Source organism: Candidatus Villigracilis saccharophilus, from assembly GCF_016711665.1.
The window spans coordinates 143,852-162,667 of the sequence record NZ_JADJSO010000002.1; the positions used below are offsets into that span (position 1 = coordinate 143,852).

At 55.3% G+C, this 18,816-nt stretch carries 23 protein-coding genes; 19 read left to right on the plus strand and 4 right to left on the minus strand.

Annotation, left to right across the window (positions count from 1 at the left end; genetic code table 11):
- The first annotated feature begins 262 nt into the window (after positions 1–262).
- The 4 genes from IPL17_RS00925 to IPL17_RS00940 all read left to right on the plus strand — a co-directional run bounded on the left by IPL17_RS00925 (position 263) and on the right by IPL17_RS00940 (position 3,653).
- On the plus strand, positions 263–766 hold the full coding sequence (locus tag IPL17_RS00925) for a DUF3597 domain-containing protein (RefSeq protein WP_345305193.1): 504 nt from the start codon (positions 263–265) through the stop codon (positions 764–766).
- Positions 767–1,305: 539 nt separating this feature from the next.
- Entirely contained in the window at positions 1,306–1,743 is a 438-nt protein-coding gene (locus IPL17_RS00930; protein WP_345305194.1) for a helix-turn-helix transcriptional regulator, read from the plus strand.
- Positions 1,744–1,932: 189 nt separating this feature from the next.
- A complete protein-coding gene (locus IPL17_RS00935) occupies positions 1,933–2,541 on the plus strand; it encodes a hypothetical protein (RefSeq protein ID WP_345305195.1) in 609 nt (202 codons plus the stop codon).
- Between the two features lie 59 nt (positions 2,542–2,600).
- A complete protein-coding gene (locus IPL17_RS00940; RefSeq protein WP_345305196.1) occupies positions 2,601–3,653 on the plus strand; it encodes an NADH:flavin oxidoreductase/NADH oxidase in 1,053 nt (350 codons plus the stop codon).
- A 65-nt stretch (positions 3,654–3,718) separates the two neighbouring features.
- Here IPL17_RS00940 and IPL17_RS00945 read toward each other — a convergent pair whose 3' ends face one another.
- Complete coding sequence (locus IPL17_RS00945) at positions 3,719–3,904, minus strand: hypothetical protein (protein WP_345305197.1); 186 nt, start codon at positions 3,902–3,904, stop codon at positions 3,719–3,721.
- A gap of 280 nt (positions 3,905–4,184) precedes the next feature.
- On the opposite strand from IPL17_RS00945, the gene IPL17_RS00950 reads away from it, so the two are divergent.
- The 14 genes from IPL17_RS00950 to IPL17_RS01015 all read left to right on the plus strand — a co-directional run bounded on the left by IPL17_RS00950 (position 4,185) and on the right by IPL17_RS01015 (position 14,780).
- On the plus strand, positions 4,185–4,403 hold the full coding sequence (locus tag IPL17_RS00950) for a hypothetical protein (protein ID WP_345305198.1): 219 nt from the start codon (positions 4,185–4,187) through the stop codon (positions 4,401–4,403).
- A 1-nt stretch (position 4,404) separates the two neighbouring features.
- Positions 4,405–4,530, plus strand: coding sequence for a hypothetical protein (locus IPL17_RS00955; RefSeq protein WP_345305199.1), 126 nt, complete (start codon positions 4,405–4,407; stop codon positions 4,528–4,530).
- Entirely contained in the window at positions 4,527–5,297 is a 771-nt protein-coding gene (locus tag IPL17_RS00960) for a ParA family protein (protein WP_345305200.1), read from the plus strand. Before IPL17_RS00955 ends, IPL17_RS00960 begins: the two co-directional genes overlap by 4 nt.
- A gap of 9 nt (positions 5,298–5,306) precedes the next feature.
- A complete protein-coding gene (locus IPL17_RS00965; protein WP_345305201.1) occupies positions 5,307–6,053 on the plus strand; it encodes a hypothetical protein in 747 nt (248 codons plus the stop codon).
- Positions 6,050–7,972 carry a DnaA N-terminal domain-containing protein gene (locus IPL17_RS00970; RefSeq protein WP_345305202.1) on the plus strand — a complete coding sequence of 641 codons (1,923 nt, stop codon included), beginning with the start codon at positions 6,050–6,052 and terminating at the stop codon, positions 7,970–7,972. The genes IPL17_RS00965 and IPL17_RS00970 overlap by 4 nt, the downstream gene beginning before the upstream one ends.
- Positions 7,965–9,101 (plus strand): hypothetical protein, encoded by a 1,137-nt coding sequence (locus tag IPL17_RS00975; RefSeq protein WP_345305203.1) that lies wholly within the window; start codon positions 7,965–7,967, stop codon positions 9,099–9,101. Before IPL17_RS00970 ends, IPL17_RS00975 begins: the two co-directional genes overlap by 8 nt.
- Positions 9,098–9,979, plus strand: a complete 882-nt coding sequence (locus tag IPL17_RS00980) for a hypothetical protein (protein ID WP_345305204.1) — start codon at positions 9,098–9,100, stop codon at positions 9,977–9,979. The genes IPL17_RS00975 and IPL17_RS00980 overlap by 4 nt, the downstream gene beginning before the upstream one ends.
- Positions 9,980–10,212: 233 nt before the next feature.
- A complete protein-coding gene (locus tag IPL17_RS00985) occupies positions 10,213–10,392 on the plus strand; it encodes a Flp family type IVb pilin (protein ID WP_345305205.1) in 180 nt (59 codons plus the stop codon).
- The gene (locus IPL17_RS00990; RefSeq protein ID WP_345305206.1) at positions 10,393–10,782 is read left to right on the plus strand and encodes a TadE family protein; all 390 of its coding nucleotides are present in this window, start codon (positions 10,393–10,395) and stop codon (positions 10,780–10,782) included.
- Positions 10,779–11,207 carry a hypothetical protein gene (locus IPL17_RS00995; protein WP_345305207.1) on the plus strand — a complete coding sequence of 143 codons (429 nt, stop codon included), beginning with the start codon at positions 10,779–10,781 and terminating at the stop codon, positions 11,205–11,207. Before IPL17_RS00990 ends, IPL17_RS00995 begins: the two co-directional genes overlap by 4 nt.
- Positions 11,204–11,620, plus strand: coding sequence for a hypothetical protein (locus IPL17_RS01000; protein WP_345305208.1), 417 nt, complete (start codon positions 11,204–11,206; stop codon positions 11,618–11,620). Before IPL17_RS00995 ends, IPL17_RS01000 begins: the two co-directional genes overlap by 4 nt.
- A 360-nt stretch (positions 11,621–11,980) precedes the next feature.
- Positions 11,981–12,955 (plus strand): hypothetical protein, encoded by a 975-nt coding sequence (locus tag IPL17_RS01005; RefSeq protein WP_345305209.1) that lies wholly within the window; start codon positions 11,981–11,983, stop codon positions 12,953–12,955.
- 25 nt (positions 12,956–12,980) lie between these two features.
- Positions 12,981–14,189, plus strand: coding sequence for a hypothetical protein (locus tag IPL17_RS01010; protein WP_345305210.1), 1,209 nt, complete (start codon positions 12,981–12,983; stop codon positions 14,187–14,189).
- Positions 14,190–14,501: 312 nt separating this feature from the next.
- The gene (locus IPL17_RS01015) at positions 14,502–14,780 is read left to right on the plus strand and encodes a hypothetical protein (protein ID WP_345305211.1); all 279 of its coding nucleotides are present in this window, start codon (positions 14,502–14,504) and stop codon (positions 14,778–14,780) included.
- Between the two features lie 437 nt (positions 14,781–15,217).
- On the opposite strand, the gene IPL17_RS01020 is transcribed toward IPL17_RS01015, so the two are convergent.
- The 3 genes from IPL17_RS01020 to IPL17_RS01030 are packed head-to-tail and all read right to left on the minus strand — an operon-like array spanning position 15,218 to position 18,152.
- Positions 15,218–17,359 (minus strand): DNA polymerase domain-containing protein, encoded by a 2,142-nt coding sequence (locus IPL17_RS01020; protein ID WP_345305212.1) that lies wholly within the window; start codon positions 17,357–17,359, stop codon positions 15,218–15,220.
- Positions 17,352–17,612: a hypothetical protein gene (locus IPL17_RS01025; protein WP_345305213.1), complete on the minus strand. Its 261-nt coding sequence runs from the start codon at positions 17,610–17,612 to the stop codon at positions 17,352–17,354. The genes IPL17_RS01020 and IPL17_RS01025 overlap by 8 nt, the downstream gene beginning before the upstream one ends.
- A gap of 9 nt (positions 17,613–17,621) precedes the next feature.
- Positions 17,622–18,152 carry a hypothetical protein gene (locus IPL17_RS01030; protein ID WP_345305214.1) on the minus strand — a complete coding sequence of 177 codons (531 nt, stop codon included), beginning with the start codon at positions 18,150–18,152 and terminating at the stop codon, positions 17,622–17,624.
- A gap of 202 nt (positions 18,153–18,354) precedes the next feature.
- On the opposite strand from IPL17_RS01030, the gene IPL17_RS01035 reads away from it, so the two are divergent.
- Complete coding sequence (locus IPL17_RS01035; RefSeq protein WP_345305215.1) at positions 18,355–18,816, plus strand: MarR family transcriptional regulator; 462 nt, start codon at positions 18,355–18,357, stop codon at positions 18,814–18,816.

The following is an 18,816-nucleotide window of genomic DNA, read 5'->3' on the forward strand; positions in this document are numbered from 1 at the left end:
TCCAGCGGGCAAGCCAAAAAAAACACGCCATTCATCAACCAGATCAGCGCGCGGCCCATAAGAAACCAAGACCGTCTTTATGGATCATATAACACGGCTCTCTCAGACACGGCTGGATTCGAAAAAATCCTCAAGCCGTTTTGCGTAAAATGTTTTTATTCCGCGGTTAAAAGGTTATAATAAATTTGTTGATCATAAGGATGAAAACTGATTTCCATCCGTATTAATTCTATTCAAGCCATAAAAAAGGAGTATGTATACCATGGGATTTTTCTCTAAAATTCTCGAAAAGTTGGGGATCAAAAAAAATGAACCGGCCGCCGAACCCGTTCAAGTTGCCGCACCTGCAAAACCTGCCGCCCCTGTAAAACAGGCACCTCCAGCTGTTGCTGCCAAACCTGCAACGGTTGCATCAGTTGCTAGACCCGCGGGTATGAAAGCCGAGAAGAACGATCTCGATTCCCTAAAAACCATCGAACCTGTGAAAGCTCCAGTACCGGTGGCAATTTCAGAGGTGGATGTCGTCAAACAGCTGGAAGAACTTTCCGTTGGAAAAGGGCTCAATTGGAAAGTATCGATCGTGGATCTGCTCAAGCTTCTTGATATTGATAGCAGCCGCGAGGCGCGCAATGAACTGGCAACTGAACTCGGCTGCCCTGCTGATCTCATGCACGACTCTGCCAAAATGAACGTCTGGCTTCACAAGGAAGTGTTGAAGAAGATCGCCGAGAACGGCGGCAACATTCCGCAGTCCCTATTGGATTAAATAAAAACAAAGCACCAAAACAACGCGGACGCATGTCCGCGTTGTTTTTATTTAAGATCAAAGAACCGAAACAAATATCGGAACTCTGAAAAAAAACGCTCCATGTCTGCAAATTTTTTCCTGCGCTGCGGTTTGATTTGAAGGCGTTATCCTTGCGCGAGTTCTCCGCCCTGCAGCATGCGGTCCGGGGTGTAGCGGAGATACGCTCCTCCGCAAAATGATTAATGACCGAATAGAAAAATTCCCCATTCCGATCGGGCGATAACGAAAGAAGTTGTTGTGAAAAATATTCACCCAACCCAGGAGATCGGTCACTTGTTTTTTTTCATCTTGAGTCTCTGTTGAATTGATCGCGCATCCCCGTTTCACAAGGCGTGAGTCAAGCGTCAACCCAAGGCGAAGCCCGGTCTGGGGATGAAAATTCAGGGTGAAAAATCCATGCTTGACATAGAACAATTGTTCTATTAGACTCAACACTCCATTGATGGATGAAATTAATGATCAATGGAGTGCCGAACAATATTGGTCTCCGGGATTCAATGCGATCATTCTTTCCAAAACACTTACGGGATCTTTTCAAGAAAAAAGAAGAGGATAAGCAGGAAGGTACACGGGGATTCTCTTTTGACACAGGAAATCTTTCCGATGAAGAACTGACTCTGGTCGAGCTCGACGGCCGTCATCCGCAGCGAGTTGACAAGGAACGCGATGATCTGCAGCACTGGTATTCGCTCAGCCCGCGCGAGAAGGAAGTGGTCGCGCTGGTGTGCATGGATCATCGGAATTATCAGATCGCCGAAGTGTTGGGGATCGCCAACGGCACCGTGAAATCCCACCTGGAAAATATCTTCAAGAAATTTAATTTGCGCGACCGCCACGCGATCCGCCTCGCGTTAAGGGATTGGGATTTCCAGACCTGGTGGGAGATCCGCCGCCAATTACCCACCCCCCTGCCGCCCAGAACCATATACAGGTAGACCGCGCGGCATACGCCGATATATCCGTCAAAATATCTGCCGTCAGGCGGATATTTTTTTATGCTGCCAGCAGCTATGCTTGCTACATCGTCACACTCCCACCCAGGACACTCGCAGCGAACGGATTTCGCGGCGAACGTGTGACCCGACGTGAATGGATTCCAGATCCCGGGGTGGCAAGGAAAAAATATGATAACGAATTCCAGAAAATATACCGCCCTCAAGGTCATCCTGCTGCTTGTCTTTCACGGCAGCATGCTGTTGATCGTTTTCCTGGATCTGCGCTGGTTCTACCGCACCTTTGAAGCGAACCTGGACCACCCGCTGGCCCAGGCAGCCATCGCCTATCACATCCTGCTATTAACAGGTCTGGCCCTGACAGGCATCTGCCTGGGACACTGGGTCGACCGCATGATCCGCGAAAAGAACTCCATTTTCCAGTGTGTCGAAGAAGGAAGTTGGGCCGAGATCATTTTGAATCTATGGGGATATGCCCTGGAAGAGGAAGGGCATAAACAAGAGGTCCCCACGGACCCGCTGGTGCTGCTGGACCTGCCAACCCGGCGCGGCAGAAAACCCGTCTTCACACTCGATCGCTGGCTGCCGATCGCAGCGCAATGGGAAAATCGCGATCCGATCCGCGACGGCTTCACGCTGGCCGACCTGATCGCCGACCATCTGGGCACCAACGCAGACGGATCCCCGATCGTCTCAGAACAGACCTATTACAATACCTGGCGTCCGCGCGCGATCGCGGAACTGCGGCGGCGCGCACAATCCAAAAAACCGGCCGCATAAACCCAACCCGATGGGGATATACTTTAAGGGTACCCAAAAAATCTGTAGCGGAGAAATGTATGCCCCACCTTTTCGAACCATTGACCGTGCGCGGGATCACACTGCGTAACCGCATCGGGGTTTCCCCGATGTGTATGTACAGTTATGTCGACGGTTTTTCAAACGACTGGCAGGTCACCCATCTTGGCGCGCGCGCCACAGGCGGGGCCGGCCTGGTGATCGCGGAAGCAACCGCGGTCGAGCCGCGCGGGCGGATCACCCCGCATGATGTCGGCATCTGGTCCGACGAACATATCGTCCCCCTGCAGCGCGTGACCAAGGTAATAAAAGACGGCGGCGCGGTGCCCGGAATACAGATCGCCCACGCCGGTCGCAAAGCCGGGGATCGGCGACCCTGGGAAAACCCGCAGGAAAAAAACGAAACCTGGCTGCCCATCGGCCCGAGCCCGATCGCTTTTAAGAATGGCTATCCAGTGCCGCATGAAATGAGCCTGCAGGATATTCTTGAGGTTCAAAGATCCTTTCGCAGCGGGGCGGAACGGGCGCTGGCGGCCGGCTTTGAGTGGCTTGAAGTGCATGCCGCGCACGGCTACCTGATCCACAATTTCTATTCCCCGCTCTCCAATCGCAGGACCGATCAGTATGGGGGCAGCTTTGACAACCGCATCCGTTTTCTGGTGGAAACCATCCAGGCGGTACGGGCCGTCTGGCCGGAGCGCCTGCCGCTGACCGTGCGCATTTCAGGCACGGACTGGGTGGAGGGCGGTTGGGAGGTGGCAGATTCCGTCGAGCTGGCCAGGCGCTTGAAAACGGAAGGCGTTGACCTGATCGATTGTTCATCGGGAGGCAATGCCGCGCAGGCCATCATCCCGGTGGGAGCGGGCTACCAGGTTCCAATTTCAGAAGCCGTACGACAGGGGGCAGATATGATGACGGCGGCGGTGGGCATGATCACCGCCCCCTTCCAGGCCGATGAGGTCATCCGCAACGGGCGGGCCGATCTGGTCCTGCTGGGCCGTGAATTTCTTCGCGATCCATACTGGCCGCTGCATGCCGCGCAGGTCCTGAAACAAGCCGCGCCAATCCCTTCCCAATATCTGCGCGCCTTTTAGAACTTCATGCATGATTGGAAAAAGAACCCGGCTACCCGACGGGTTCTTTTTCATGCGGGAAAAATTTAAGCATGGCGCGATAGACCACGAATATCAACAGCGGGAATGTGCACAGTCCCGCCCAAAAAAAAATCAGCAACGCCGACTGTCAGGACGACCGCAGCGATCAAAAGGTAGTAGCGCAGTTCCCTATGTTCAACTGAAGGATCATGCTGTCGAAGGGCTGCTCCATTCGGTGGCACCATCTTCAATTTTGACCTGCACCTTTTCGCCCTTCACATCCAGGGCTGACACATCGTAGTATTCCTTGTTCAGCATCCTCGTGTATTTGACGACCAGGTTGATTAGAACAAGACCTGAACTGTATGTTCAGGTCTTTGCATTTCCATAAAGTGCCAGGCCAGGCTGCCATTCACAGAAAAGATGCCCATCTGAATTTTCATACAATTCCTGGATATCAAACTGGAAACTAATTTGACTCGCGCCTGATACAAGAGCCGTACCCACACGGCTCTTTATTTTTTTAACGAGGTGCATATGCCAAAAGTCATCATCTATCTACGGGAACAGGAACTCTCTGCGCTCCACCATCTGGCGCAGCGTGAGTACCGCGTGCCCAAGGCGCAGGCCGCGCTGATCATCCGTACGGAACTGGAAAAGCTGGGGCTGATCGAAGGCACACAGCCGGCCGCCACCCAACAAACCGAAGCATGGACGACCGCCCCGGACAGTCCGCTCCCCGCAGGCTGACATGATGACGGGTCTTCTGGCCGGCCTGGTCACCTGCATCGCCCCGCTCGCGCTCGGGCTGCTGTTCTTTCTTTTGCTCAAGCACCTGCAGCGTCCGTTCAATTCAGATAAGGATAAAACCACATGACAACAAAAGTGATCTGCATCGCAAATCAAAAAGGCGGGGTCGGCAAGACCACCAGCGCTGTATCCCTGGCGCACGGCCTGGTTCAAAAAGGCAGGCGGGTCCTGCTGATCGATCTGGACCCGCAGGGCCAGTGCGCCACCGCGCTGGGACGCAGTCCTGAACCAGGTGTCTTTCATCTACTGACAATGGGAGACAGCCCGCAGGAGACGACATTCGTGCGCTCCTGGGTGCGGACTTCCGGGCGAGAGGCGCTGTATTACATCCCCGGCGACCAGCAGACCATGGCTGCGCAAACCGTATTGAACGCGCAGAACCAACCCATCTCGGCGATACGAACCTCGATCAGCCGCTTCTTCAAGGAGAGTTTGCATTACATCATCTTTGATACCGCGCCGAGCGTGGGTGGGATCCAGGAACGCGCGGTCTGGGCTTCCGATCTGGTGATCGTCCCGAGCGCGACCGAATTCCTGTTATCCGATGGGGTCTCCATGGTTTTGCTGATGCTGAGCATCCTGCAGGAGAAGAAGGAGTGGCGCGGGAAACTGCTGGGCATCCTGCCAACCTTTTATGATGAACAGACCCCTGAAAGCGCGGCCGCGCTGGACGACCTGCGCGAGCGATTCTCCTCCAGCATCCTGTCCCCGATCCACCGCGCCACCATCCTGCGTGAATGCGCAGCCGAAGGCAGGACCATCCTGGAGGCAGACCCGCTCTGCCGGGCCGCGAAGGAATATCAAGCCCTGAGCGCGCATGTCATGAAATTTTAGGAGGCCGGCATGAGCAACAGACGCAATCCCTTTGATGATGCCGCGCAGACTGACCTGGCTTGCAATCCGCCCGGTATTTATGAAGCGCCGCGCAAGCGCAGGCGCCAGTGGGAAAAGGAACACCTCAGTCACAAGGCGGTCTATCGTGGAGTAGATCCAAAGCTGGCGCTCAAAGTGAAAGCGATCGCACAGGAATTATTTGTACCCGCAGGCGAGGTCGCGTGCGCCTTGATCGGGTACGCTCTGCGAGCCTATGCGGTCGGGGACTTGAGTCTGAACCCGCGCCACCAGCCATATCGAATGCGCATGACCCTCTTTCCAAGTTCTGAAGCTTTCATCAAATACGAAGCCGCCGCCAGACCCAAAGGCGGCAAACATTCAGCAGCCCTGTGGCGGGTGATCGTCACCTGGCGTAATTTCCAGCCCGAGCTGAAACAGGAAATATCCGCGCTGGCTTCGGAAGACGGCTTGAATGTGCCCCTGGGCGAACTGGTATCGGCGTTGCTGCGCTTTGGACTGACCGCCTATCGATCAGATCTGGTGAAGCTTGAACCTGTGCAGAAATCGACGAGCTATACCCTGAAATTAACCGGCCCGAAAAAATTTGTTGATGGGGAACTGGATGGAGCGCGCAGTCGGTCCGGTCCAGGTGCCGTCCACGATCCGCCCGCCCTGCGTCCACGCAACCGTCCATCATCCCGCCTGCGCCGAAAGAAAATGCCAGGCAGGCAATCTCTACTGGAGTCCAAAAAATGAATACTGAACAAACCAACCAGGCAGTGCGGGAAGCGCTGCTTGCGCAACTCAAGGCCGACCTGCCGCGCGCGCAATTTGAGAACTGGGTGCGCGATATCGAGATCCAGACGGCAGGGCAGGATGGAATCACCATCGCGACCCGCACTGCATTTGCGCGCGAGTGGCTCGAGGCGCGCATGAAGGACAAGATCCAGATCATCTTAAACGCGATCACAGGCCGTTCCGTTTCCATTCGATTTGTTGCGCGCGACAGCGGGGTGGAGGAACCGCAGGCAGCGGAGGAGGAAGTTGGCATCGAGCCGGTCCAATGGCTGGATTACGACAGGATCGTGCAACCTCACAGGCAGGTGGTGGTGAAGGGCTACCTGCGCCGCCTCGGAATGGAGATCGGTCCGAAGGCCGTCTGGTTATATATCGGATTTCATCAGGCGGCCTGGGCGATGCATGCGGCTGAAAATCAATCCCTGCCGTTATTCAGCCGGCAGGTCATGCGTTTCAGCAGTATCAGCAGCGGCGCTTTCTGGCGCTTGCTCGCCCAGGCGGGAATCCAATCGCAACTCGACGGACTGGTGCAGCGCATCGATCCCCCCGCTCAACGCACATACCATCGCGGGCGCGATGGCCGGCCGCATCGCATTCCGATCCGCTACCGCGTCTTCATGACCCCGAGACTGACCCGCGCGGATGCGCAGGCGGTCTACTTCGCCCTGAAGAATTTATTGGAGCAAGGCAGGTCCCTGTCGCAGGCCCTGCAGGAGTTACTGGCCGTGGATGATCCAGAGGAGCTGCTCAGGCCGGTCGAGTCTTCGAGCCCTGGCCTGCAATTTAATAGCGTGATGGACATGGCGCGTTTTGAAGCGGGCAGTTCGTATTCCTCTGATGTGGATCATCTGGCTCAGGAGCTGCACAGGCGCATCGTGAACTGCCTGGGCGACATTCACATCCCGCATTACTTCATCACCGAGACCATCCGGAAATATAACCTGACTCCCGCGCAGGCCTGGCTGGTGACCGTCGCGCGTGACATGGCCTATTTGAATGCCAGGACCGGCGAACGACGCGAGACCGTCACCTTCAGGAATGGCTACCTGGAAATGGCGCGGCTGTGCGGGTCGGGAAGGTATAAGACCATTCAGGCCTGGCTCAACCCGCAATGGAAAACACAAAAACGCGGCGGGGATCTGTGCTCTTTCCTGGTCGAACTGGAAAGTTCACCCGCGACTCCCTATCTGGACCTGCGCGTGGAGAGCATGCCGCGTACCTTTCGGGTACTCCTGGACGAACCGCTGGACGCGGATGGGAGCAATATGCCAGGCGCAGATGGGGCGATTTTGGCAGACACAGATGGGGGCAATAGACAGACGCGGATGGGGTTCTTAGCGGACGCGGGTGGGGGCGATATGGCAGACGCAAATGGGACGGATTTAAGCTCTTTAAAACACCCTTTAAACACGATCAAGAAAAACACTTCCACCACCCAACACGCGCATGGCGCGAAAAGACCGGAGCAGGCGGCGCCGCCGCACTGGGAGCTCAAGCGTTTGCTTTCACAAAATGACGTGCATCCAAAAGTCCAGAAGGAACTGCTGGAGGTACAGGCCTCCGCGCACGCCTTCGTCTCCTGGGTGCTGTATGCGGCCAGCCCGCGCAGCGGACAGCTCGCCGATCCCCTGGGATACGCCATCAGCCGGCTGCGTGAACATCCACTGCGTGAAGCGCGCGGTGTCTTTCGAAAACTGGCCGACCTGCCGCCCGTTGAACTGTTGGCGTTGATCAACAGCGCGCCATCGAAACCATATCAGATCCCCGCGCAGGCGGTTCATCCGCTCGCGTCGGAGTGGATCAATGGGATGGGGGCGAGTAATACGCGTCTGGCCGCGGTGCGCGAAATCCTTTTTTGTGGAGAGGGCGATGAATAACATCCGACTGCATTTCCTGGTCAGTTCCGATCAACGCGCACTGGGCGCGATGTTCATGCGGGATCTTAAGCGCGACCTGCTGGCCTTTGTCTATCCAACGGAAGCCGCCAGAACATTTCACACATTTTTCTGCCCGTCGATGCGGATGGTTGGGTTGAGTTCAGACGGGCAGGTTTTGTTTGATGAGATCATTTCAAAATGGAGATTCATCAAAATGCCCCCCTGCCGGTATGTGCTTGAATGCGGGCCCAAAATTGATATCAGCCCTTTTATCCAGACCATCCTTTCGGTTGCCCCCGACCTGCCCCAGAGCGGCGCGATCGATCCGGGCACCGGCATGGACAGCCTGTTGTTCGCGCTGTTGTCAGAAGCCGTGGCCGACATGCGCCGCATCCGCGATACTCATCACGGCCGCATCAGGACCACCATTCAACGCAGCAAATTCGAAGTGTGGGAACGCGGACAGATCGTGAGTTCGGCGGGGTTTCTTCTGGACTTCTGCGACTCCTGGAGCATTCCACACAACGCGGTGCGCCTGTCGCATTCGATCCTGCGAGCCGAAGCTCCCTATCTGGATGAACTGGTGGCCGCCTCGGTGGCCGGCATCCCCTGGCAGCATGAATTTCCGCACGAATGCATGCGCTGCGGCAAGCCCGGCTCCTGGCATCCGATCCTGCGTCCATCGCGGAACTCACCGGTCGAGATCACCTGGCGCTACCAGCGTCCGGAGAACGCCATCCCGATCTGTCATCACTGCACCGAAACGCTCGGACTGCTGCGCGATGAGGCCATGCAGATCGACCTGGTCTGGGGCCTGTGGGCTGCGCGCTTTGAGGCCTTCTGGCGCTGGCATCGCGCCTGGAAGAATAACCACCTGCCTGCATGGGACATGGCCGCCTATCCGCTCTGGCCGCGCGAATATGGCGGTGAGACCTGGGAGAGCGGCAGCGGCGCCTTGCAGGATGCCAGGCCGCGTCCGCCCGCGCATGTGACCCGCAACATGGACCACATGCACGCGCTGCAGAGCAGCCTGTTTTCAAAACCCTTCCGCAGACGACAGCCGGGCGATACCCATCTGCAAAAATTATTAAACTTCCGCAGTGATCTTGCACAAGGAGAAACCCCATGACCTTTTTTGCCTTTCTTGGCGCGCTCAGTGTCAGCGTGCTGGCGTTCGAACTGCTCTCGGCTTTCCAATCCGCGTTCAGCACTTTTGGCAACAACCGTTTGATGAATCTGCAACCCTCCCGTCCGATCCAGAAGCGCTCCACCTGGGAAGCCTTGTTGATCGCGCTCTGGCCGGGGCGCTTTGATCCCGATCAGGCCGCGAACATGGCGGATGTGGTCAGCATGTTGAGACGGGCCGGCTATCCGTATGACTCGCCCGGCGAATTCTACGCGGTCGCCATGCGCGACTTCACGATCTTCCTGACAGTGGGCGGATTGCTGGCCGGCGCGATCGCCTCGATGAACATGCTCGTGGCCGCGCCAGTGATCGCGTTGATCTTTATATTCCTGGGTCTGAGGCGGCCGTATGTACGCTTGAAGACTCTCGCGAAAAAACGCGCGGAGGGACTGCGCAACAACATGTTGATCGGGTTGTCGGTCCTGGGTTCGTTATTATCTTCCGGGGTCGGCGTACAGGAAGCCCTGCGGCGCGCATCGGCCGTTGGCGGTCCGTTCTGCAATCTGCTCGGGCTGCTGGTGGCGCGCATGGAGGTGGAGGATTTCACGAAGGCGATTGAAGTGACCCGCGCGCACCTGCCGGATCCCGCGGATGTGGAAGCCAATTTATTCCTGCGCGACATTCATGATTTCTTCGCCAATAATCGTCCGCTGCTGTCGAGTGTGCAGGGCCTGCAGGAGTCTGTTCATCGCAGCGTGGTGGAAATCACGGAGGCCAGAGCGGCGCTGGTGCGGCAGCGGGCCGGGTTGTTCGGTGTGATGGCCGTGATGGGTCTGGTGCTGGCGATCATCGCACCGTTCATGGGCGCGGGGATGTTCTAAACGGTCTGAAGTTTAAAAATGTATACAGGATAATATACATATATTGTGTATTATCCTGTATAAAACATGAAAACGGATTTCTTAACTTTCCTTGACAGCATGCCCTGCTTCACCATCGAGGGCAACACACATCCATAGCGACAGAGAAAGCATACCCCCAACCACAGCTATATATCATATCGGCTGACAGAACATTCTGTCAGCCGATTTTTTTTATTCAAAAGGAGACTCCCATGTTAAACAAAATCAAACGGTTTGTGCGCGAGGAAGATGGCCAGGACTTTGCTGAATATGCTCTGATCCTTGGCGCGGTCGGCGTGGTGGCAATCGCCGTGATCGCCCGCTACCGCAATGAATTGATCGCCGCTTTTGAAGCTGGCATTCAAGCGCTGCGAATGGCGCGGGGAGGATAAATGAAGCGCAGGAAGGAAAAGGGCCAGGCGCTGGCAGAGTTCGCGTTCGTCATGCCGATCCTGATCCTGTTGTTGTTTGGCATGACCTTCGCCGCCTTCTATGCCTTTCGTTCCGCCTCGACAGACTGGGGCGTGTTCATCACCGGGGTCGCCAGCGGATCCTACGATACGCCCATGACAGAACACGCGCGTGACAATGTCCTGTGGCCGGACCTCGCGCATCGGATCAACGCGGGTCAGAGCGGAGCGCGTCAGGTGCGTTCATTGATCAGCGTGGAAGACTCGCGCAGCTGGATCTTCGGCATCCGCCTGACCGAGGCCCAGCGCGCAGCCAACTATTTTCGGCTGTGGCGTTTCTATCCCGGTCCTCCCAACGGAGGCATTGAATGAAAGCCTGGAATCCTAAAAGTGAACGCGGTCAGGCCCTGCCCGAGACCGCCCTGTTTGCCACCCTGGCGATCCTGATGGCTTTCGGACTTCTCTCCTGGATTCCAGCCCATCGCGCCCGCACGGCAGCAACCGCCGCCGCATACACCTGTTCACAATTTTTATCACAGTCGCCTGATCCAGCCCGCGCGCAACGCAATGCGGTCAACCTGGCCTGGAAAACCTTGAATGCGGATTGGTCCGCGACACGGGGCGCAAGCTATCGCGTGCAGGTTTCGCCGCCCGCCGGTCCAGGGCTGCCGGGTCGATGTCTGGTTTCCTTTCAAGCGCCAACCTTGTTCAATGGATTGCTTGGACTCAGTACAGGCGGCTGGGAGAGCGAGTGGTTCATCTCGCGTTCCGAAACCTGGAAAGCGAGATGGCAATGAAGAACAAACGAAGTGAACGCGGTCAGTCGATCCTGTTGTTCGCGATCCTGATGCCCTTGATGTCCCTGTTCCTGCTGGGCATCCTGGACACCATGATCACCAACGCGCGGGTGATGGAAACCGTGGCGGCGGCTGACCTGGCCGCGCACGCCGGCGCGCAGGAGATCACGGTCCTGCCCAACGGCGCGATCAGCGCGGCCCCGGCCGGCACTGGCGTCGCCGCCCTGTACTTTAATGCCCAGCGGGCGGGGCATGCGCAACTTAGCTCTGTTTCCTGCGGCAGACATCAGGACCGTCCGGCCTGCCTGGTCGTGGCCCGTACCCGTTCCGCAGGCTATATCCTTCCCACACGCTGGGTGACGGTGCGCGCGATCGGATATCTGGCGCATGGCGTCACACGCGGCGATCAATAGTTTTTTTCTGGAGTCAAACAGTAAACAACCTCACGCCTAAAGGCGGAGGCTTTATCCCTAACCCGTTAGGGTTGAGATCAATGGCAGGTTTACAACTGCCCCGCCAGTCACAAAGGACTGGCTCGAAGTTACAAAAGTTTTACACTTTTGACGCTGAGGATTTTATGCAAAGAACGATTATTCTCTGCAACCTTCTATTCTCAATTGGTAAGGTACTGAAAGCTGTTGTCTCCAAAAAAAATGGAGTGCCTTACCGAAATTATAACAGAGGCTTAAATTGAAAATTGAAACCAATTCAAAAGAAGGAGGCGGCATTTCCTCCCCATTGCTAAAGCAAGGGGTTTCCATGCCGCGACTCTGATGAAGACGATATTTATAACGATCCTGGATGGATTGACTTATAAAGACCTGGCAGGGTTCAGGCAACCACGCGCCTATACGGTCATCAGCGCGCTGATCCTGATCCTGCTTTTCACGGTCTCCGGCATGGCCATGCTCAATCAATACCTGCTGATGAGCACAGTCAAAGCCGCGCCTGTTTCCATTTCCTTATCCACGCCGGCGCCGGAAGCAACCGCGCCCACGCAACCCGAGTCTGGAACGCCTCTCGAATGTCCAGGCGACTCATCCGACTGGTCGCTCTCACCGACCTATGCAAGTCGGACCTATAACGTCATCCAACCAGCCTGTGTTTATCAGGGATTGGAAAAAACAATAGCCTGGGCGCTCGCCGTCCGCGAGGGATACAGCCGCGCCAGGGCAACAGAACTGCTTGGATTTGACGACATGCCAATGAGACCGTTGCAGGCGGTCACCATCCCGGCCAATGCCAGGGGCTTGAGCGAAGTACCGGTCAGTTTCATCCCACCCGATCCTGATCTGACCGAATGGCGGCTGAACGCAAACGGAGAGCCTGCCATCACCTACGCCATGCGCGGCTGCTTTCGAACCAGCAGTGTTGTTGGAAATACCATCGAGACCTGGGGCGGCGAGTATTCTGTGATCTGCCTGGTCGTGGAAGATGCCGAGAACACCCACATCATCTATTCACTCGATGGACACATCTACACATCACCCGCCACACCCACCCGCTCGTTCCTGCTCTTCGGCTACCTGGCCGATGGACTCTGGGTATGGATCGGGACACAGGAACAGCCCAGGCTTGGGATCAAAGATCCCGAAGCCAATGCGCATGAACGCGAAACCATCGCAGCCATGTATGACACGAGACCCTGGGATACCAAATGGCTGGGAAGCACATATCATCTTTTGATGCAAAACCGCCGCAAAACTGGCGGGATCAGACCGATGAGAATGATAAACAGTTCATCCTGAATGAACTCTCTGCCGGGGTGAATCAATGAAGAATTATTTCATGATCATCCTGCTGGGGCTGCTGCCGTTTTTCGCCCGGCCGAATTTTGTTCAGGCGCAGTCCGCGCCCACCTGCACCTTTCAACCCGACGGAAGCATCATCTGCACCATCGGAGGCAATGACGACGGCGGCGATGAACCAGGCGATGGGAATGAAGAAGGCGGCGGGGCTTGCGTACCCGGCCAGCACATGGTCTATCAAGTCACGGCCTATGATCCCGCGGCCGGCATCTGCAGCGCCTTCCCCGCCTGGGTCGATAATTGCACGGGCCAGATCGTGGAGTCAGGGGGCGACATGGTGGATGACCTGCCATGCGATCCGCAGGCTCCCGCGCCGCAGAATCCCTGTGACCGGTTCACGGCTGGCGCGGGCGGCATTACCTGCACCAATTCGGAATGGAACATCAGCGCCCGTGTTTCCTTTCCGGAGATCTACCTCGACCTGCGCCCCTATCCCGCGACCCTTGTGCGCTGGCCGACCGCCATCCGTAATGGCGGCATGTTGGAGTCCTCGGGTTCGGGCGGAAAGAATTATCTATCCTATGGCGGCGGGTCACCAGCCGCGCCGCATGTGGGAGACTGGCAGAATTTGCGCCTGACCCTGACCTTGCGGGCCGCCGGTCCGATGTTTGTCACGCTGCCGTACATCGGCGACTTGATGTTACCGGATCAGGGCGCAGGCGGAAGCCCCAGGATCATCCAATGGGAAGTGCCTTCGCATCCCGCCGTCGGCGCTGGGACACAGGCTGGCAGCATCAGCGGTCTCGAAGAACTACCAGCCGACATGCCCGTGTTTACCGGACGCGGACGCGCGCCGTATAAATTGTTTTGGGAACTGCGCTATTTCGAATACACAGCCATTGAGGACTGCGTGCCCGGTCCAAACCGGAATGGCAGATATAACTGTGATCGTGGAACAGGGCACATGGAAGTTGTGGACCATGAATGGAGGCGCGACGGAGACAACGGCGAGGTCGCGCCATCCGCAGTGCGGAATCTTCCAGCCGCCGTGAAGGCCGATATCAACAACGATGGCATACCCGACGCGTACTGGGATAACAATCTGACCATTCGCAGGATGGATAACAACAACAGTGTGAACAGCCCGCTCTACGGCCGTTCGTGGAATTGGGGCGGGGTGATCTACTGGGCGGTGCGGGAGGGGCAGGGTCAGATCGGATGGCCGGGGGATTAACCCTGGGATTAAGTTTCACAACGAACCGTTACCGATTGTGTTTATAAGAACAAAGAAGCCACACAGGCTTCTTTGTTTTCGGTTATCTTCCAGAATGACTCAGAATAGCATTTAATTAAAGGCAGTCTTTTGCGGGACAACAACCGCTTATTCAAAGACCGCAAATATTTTTATTTTTATCATGGAGCAGAGGGAAAAGATTCGGGAGACCCATGCCGCATACCATCAGATATAACCAGGAAGAATGCATCATTGAGCTCCACATCCAGGGACTCATTACCTTGAATGAATTCAAGGACGTCATTTCCAGAAGTGGCCGATGCTGTTTATGAGAATCATTGTTTATTAATTCTTAGCGACTATCGTCAAGCGACATTAAAGCTATCCGCCTTTGAAATTTATGATGTACCTAAAATAATCATGAACACGGACACTCCGAGTTACATCAGTGAAAGAGAAGTGAAAAGAGCGCTGGTGGTGACAGAAATAACAGAAGACTTCCATTTCCTGGAAACAGTATCAGCCAATCGCGGACAGCCAGTCAAGCTATTTACCGATGTTGACAAAGCGAAGGCATGGCTGCTGGAATAAATCGACATAGGCTTGATTCCCCCCAAGATGGTTGCTTCAATTCTATTCCGTGGACCGGTTCGTAATTTAATATTAAGTCTTGATCCAAAACATGGAAACTTGACGAATCTTGTTCATGAAAACATGCTTCCAAACCAGATAAAAAATATGCATTTTTTGCCAAAAGGTAAGCCTGTGCCAAGTAGAATTAAGATACTTGAAAATCCTGTCTCTTGTGTGTTTTTTATCTGTATTCATAAACTCTTCTGCCAACCCGAGGATTTATGGTTCAAATGATATTTTATATTTTTGTTTTAATCAAGACTTGCTTTTTGGACAGAGCCCGTTTTAATTTCAATTCACCGCAGATGAGAAAGATTTCCGGACCATTTTTCAAGCCATTTTATCGATCTTTTGAATTTATCTGATTCCATTTACAGCAGTGGATATAAGTGAGGTCAGAGCAAGCGTTCAGGAATGCATAATGACTTGACTGGATCAAGTACGGTCTGTATTGCCCGATCCAACATGACACAATAGCGTTTGGTGTGCACGCTATCCGCAGGCAGTGCCTCACCAAGTTCCCAGGCTTGCACCCCGCTGCCGCTGCGGGTATATAGGAACTGCACCGACTGGCCGGGGGAGATCACCCGGCCTATGGACTGCAATTGCAAAGCTGCGCGCGCCGCAGGAGAAGGAGATTTATATCCATCCAGAGCGCGGCTTATCCGCTGCCTTACGATCAATTCCTCCAGGGGAACACGGCCTGCTCTCAGCTGGCTTTTGCAGTGCTCCACAAAGGCCAGCACGTCTGGAACCCGCTCCGCCAATTCCTGAGGCGTATCCGCCCTGGCAAGAATTTCAAGCACGGCCAACTGCACCTTGCGCACCCAGACAGTTGTATCGCGCCTGCGCAGTTCAATGCCACGAAACTTGAGAGACCCATCGAGAAATGCGCCAAAATATTGATTGGGAACCGGCACGCGCGCATCCTTTTTGGATGCCAGGAATGCGACCCACTTGAAGACCCCTTCCAGCGCGATCGGGATGCCTGTCTTATTCACAATGGCATTCATGAGTGGGGTGAAATCCGCCGGCCGCGTATACCCTTCCTGCTGTACAAACAGGCAGTCCACGTACATGTGCAGCACCGTGAAACCCAGATCCTCCGCCACTTCCTTGGCCTGCAGCATCAACTCACGACTCACAGCCGTCACGGCTTCATGCGATTCGATCTTTCCAAAGCGGGCGTTCTTGTAGCCCAGATACCCAAAGCAAACCACCAACAGCCATTTGAGCGCAGCTGCGCGCGCCTTGAGTATTTCCACCCGACAATCACGCGGGTTTAGATCCGACATGATGTTCTTGAGCATCAGGCGCTTTTCGACCAGAGGCCGCAGAGTCCTGGGGATCAAGCCTTCCGGCGCGTCCTCTTTTCCGACCGTTTCCGGTGAGATATTGTGCTTGACCATGATGGCGGGATACATCGATGAAAAATCGATCTGCGCCACATGGCCGTGCAGGCCGATCAAAGGCTGATAGATCAACCCGCCGTGATCGGCATGGATAAGATCGGCCAGTGTCTTCCTGTCTTCGACCTGCTGCTTTTGAAAGGGGACCATGATCCCATTCCGCAGGGCGGTGTGCATCTGCATCGCCGTGATACCAGCCCCCGGAGATTTACGCGCCATCTCCTGTACCCCCAGACCCGTGACGCGCGCCTGTTCCATGACCCCTTCGAGATCATATTCCCCGAACGACATGGCGTTATGACGATCAATATGCCAGCGTCCGAATAAATGCGCCTGCGCACCGCGGTATACCACCTGTCCATATGCAAAATAACTATCCGCGCGGCGGATTTGGATTTCTCTGGTTTGATCACGATTGGGATTTAATTCGATCCCGCTTTCCCTGGACCAGACCTGCAGCTGCGGGAATAGCCAGGTGTCGCCGTATTCGGTCATGATCAGATCGGGATCAAAACGATTGAGATCCGCCTTCAATCCGATCATGAACGTGCGTACGGACTCAAGCGCAAGTTTGTATTCATGCTGCTTGTATCGTATTCTGAGATTTTTCGGCTTGCCGAGCACTGGATTGACATCGGGGCTGAGAGTCAGGATACGTAAGGGGATGGGGGCGGGATTTATTTCCCAGGCCGAATTCAGCGCTTCAAGAGTCTGAACCCACTCCCCATCCAATTTGACCCTGCAGCGTCCCAACAGATGCGTACCCGTCTGCGCGATGAAACGCAGACTGAGGGGCAGATCGGAGTCGTAATAATCCAGGGATGGAAACTGGCACGCGAGGTCTGCGAAGAGCGATGGCTGTTTTGCGGGCGTGGATGTGCGCACACTCATCACATCACGCTCGCCGAGAAAAAGGTCGCGGCGGGTCGTGCGCGCCAGTTGCACATCCAGGTCCTTCAAAAAGATCCAGGCCTGACGCAGCAGTGAAAAGTCCCCGGCCGCATAAAACGTGATTGGAAAATCCATGCGCAAGCGCAGGCGTTTGCCGTCATCGGTAAGCAGCCACAGGATGACCCCATCCTCCGGATCCGCGTATACATCCAGAAGCCAACCAGTCGCCTCACTCATTCGCGATCAATTCCGCAAGTTTCTGTTCAAGGACTGCGATCTGCTTGGATTGTTCCAACAGCATGGCAAGTAAAGCCGACTCGAAAGGCAGCAAGGATTCAGCCTGCCCGATGGCGGCGATATGGCGGCGCGCGGCCGCGAAGAGACCATCGAAGACATACTGATCGCCGCGGCGCAGCGTACGCCGAAACGGTGAGAGCATGCCCTCGGTCTCATTCAGATGCTGGGTGATCGTGATGACAGTACGGCCCATAATGATCGATTAAAACAATGCGGGCTGTGTGGCTTGCTGGGCAGGAATGGTAGCCGTAATGACTTCATCCGCCCTTTCACAGACCTGCTGAAGCAGGGAGGCGCGCTCCTCAGCCAATGGCGGACCGAGCGTAACGATCACGGGAGCGGAAATCTGTAGACGATGGATCTGATCCAGGCATATTTTCAACAGGCGACTGACTTCACGCGTGGGAACATGATCGTCATAGAAGGTGTTCAGCAGATCCAGGATCAGGCAGGGTTGTTGCAGCGCAGGCGTGTCAGCCAGGAGCGAATTCATTTCATAGCAGGTGAATGCGCGCCGCACGAATATACGCTGCGATGCTGCGGCAACATCCACCGTTTTTCGCCGCAGCAAATGCGCAACCCGATATGGAACAAAACGATTGCCACCGTCCAGAACCGTGACCGAGCCCAGCAGAGCCAGTTCAGCAACCAGGGTGGCACTCTCATGGCGCGCAGCGTGCTGGGCATATAGAACGACCAATTTGTGGCTTCTGAGGAAGGGAATAATATACATTTCATGAGGGTATTCCCTTTACTGAAGAATAAACAGCCCCCGTCCGGGTATGAAACGGGGGTGAAATGGGGGTACTAGATATGGGGGGCTTGACCGTTTGGTAAGCCACAAGTTGGTGACTGACATCAAAGGGCAGGCCGTTCCATCCATGTGAATTGAAGTTATAATGTCATTCTCTAATCATTAGAAAGGCTAACTAATTATGACAAAACTGCTTGACACCTGCGCGCGGGAATTAATGGAGACCGCCCCGCAAATCATGCAATCGATCCGCGTGGAAATGCGCCGCGGTCACGGGTCTGATATCTCGATCCCCCAGTTTCGAACGCTGAGATTTGTTCAGCGCAATCCTGACTCTTCTCTTTCCAATCTGGCAGAGCACCTGGGACTAACCCTCCCATCCGTTTCCAAGCTGGTCGACGGGTTGGTCAAACAAAAATTGATCAGCCGCGAGGAGTCCACCCATGACCGCAGAAGGCTGACGCTTGAACTCACAGACAGCGGTGAGTCCATTGTTAATTTGGCGCGGGTAGGTGCGCAAGCCAATATCGCCAAAGCCTTGAAACATCTTTCCAGCGCTGAACTCGAGATAATTCATCAGGCCATGCAGCTCCTTCATCCGCTCTTTGCTTCGCAAAGCGACAGCAGCCTGAAAAAAAAATAA

Excerpts from the sequence above, each read along its gene's own strand:
- IPL17_RS00925 (WP_345305193.1), top strand. The coding sequence starts at position 263 with ATGGGATTTTTCTCTAAAATTCTCGAAAAGTTGGGGATCAAAAAAAAT.
- IPL17_RS00930 (WP_345305194.1), top strand. The coding sequence starts at position 1,306 with ATGCGATCATTCTTTCCAAAACACTTACGGGATCTTTTCAAGAAAAAA.
- IPL17_RS00935 (WP_345305195.1), top strand. The coding sequence starts at position 1,933 with ATGATAACGAATTCCAGAAAATATACCGCCCTCAAGGTCATCCTGCTG.
- IPL17_RS00940 (WP_345305196.1), top strand. The coding sequence starts at position 2,601 with ATGCCCCACCTTTTCGAACCATTGACCGTGCGCGGGATCACACTGCGT.
- IPL17_RS00955 (WP_345305199.1), top strand. The coding sequence starts at position 4,405 with ATGATGACGGGTCTTCTGGCCGGCCTGGTCACCTGCATCGCCCCGCTC.
- IPL17_RS00960 (WP_345305200.1), top strand. The coding sequence starts at position 4,527 with ATGACAACAAAAGTGATCTGCATCGCAAATCAAAAAGGCGGGGTCGGC.
- IPL17_RS00965 (WP_345305201.1), top strand. The coding sequence starts at position 5,307 with ATGAGCAACAGACGCAATCCCTTTGATGATGCCGCGCAGACTGACCTG.
- IPL17_RS00970 (WP_345305202.1), top strand. The coding sequence starts at position 6,050 with ATGAATACTGAACAAACCAACCAGGCAGTGCGGGAAGCGCTGCTTGCG.
- IPL17_RS00975 (WP_345305203.1), top strand. The coding sequence starts at position 7,965 with ATGAATAACATCCGACTGCATTTCCTGGTCAGTTCCGATCAACGCGCA.
- IPL17_RS00980 (WP_345305204.1), top strand. The coding sequence starts at position 9,098 with ATGACCTTTTTTGCCTTTCTTGGCGCGCTCAGTGTCAGCGTGCTGGCG.
- IPL17_RS00985 (WP_345305205.1), top strand. The coding sequence starts at position 10,213 with ATGTTAAACAAAATCAAACGGTTTGTGCGCGAGGAAGATGGCCAGGAC.
- IPL17_RS00990 (WP_345305206.1), top strand. The coding sequence starts at position 10,393 with ATGAAGCGCAGGAAGGAAAAGGGCCAGGCGCTGGCAGAGTTCGCGTTC.
- IPL17_RS00995 (WP_345305207.1), top strand. The coding sequence starts at position 10,779 with ATGAAAGCCTGGAATCCTAAAAGTGAACGCGGTCAGGCCCTGCCCGAG.
- IPL17_RS01000 (WP_345305208.1), top strand. The coding sequence starts at position 11,204 with ATGAAGAACAAACGAAGTGAACGCGGTCAGTCGATCCTGTTGTTCGCG.
- IPL17_RS01005 (WP_345305209.1), top strand. The coding sequence starts at position 11,981 with ATGAAGACGATATTTATAACGATCCTGGATGGATTGACTTATAAAGAC.
- IPL17_RS01010 (WP_345305210.1), top strand. The coding sequence starts at position 12,981 with ATGAAGAATTATTTCATGATCATCCTGCTGGGGCTGCTGCCGTTTTTC.
- IPL17_RS01020 (WP_345305212.1), bottom strand. The coding sequence starts at position 17,359 with ATGAGTGAGGCGACTGGTTGGCTTCTGGATGTATACGCGGATCCGGAG.
- IPL17_RS01025 (WP_345305213.1), bottom strand. The coding sequence starts at position 17,612 with ATGGGCCGTACTGTCATCACGATCACCCAGCATCTGAATGAGACCGAG.
- IPL17_RS01030 (WP_345305214.1), bottom strand. The coding sequence starts at position 18,152 with ATGTATATTATTCCCTTCCTCAGAAGCCACAAATTGGTCGTTCTATAT.
- IPL17_RS01035 (WP_345305215.1), top strand. The coding sequence starts at position 18,355 with ATGACAAAACTGCTTGACACCTGCGCGCGGGAATTAATGGAGACCGCC.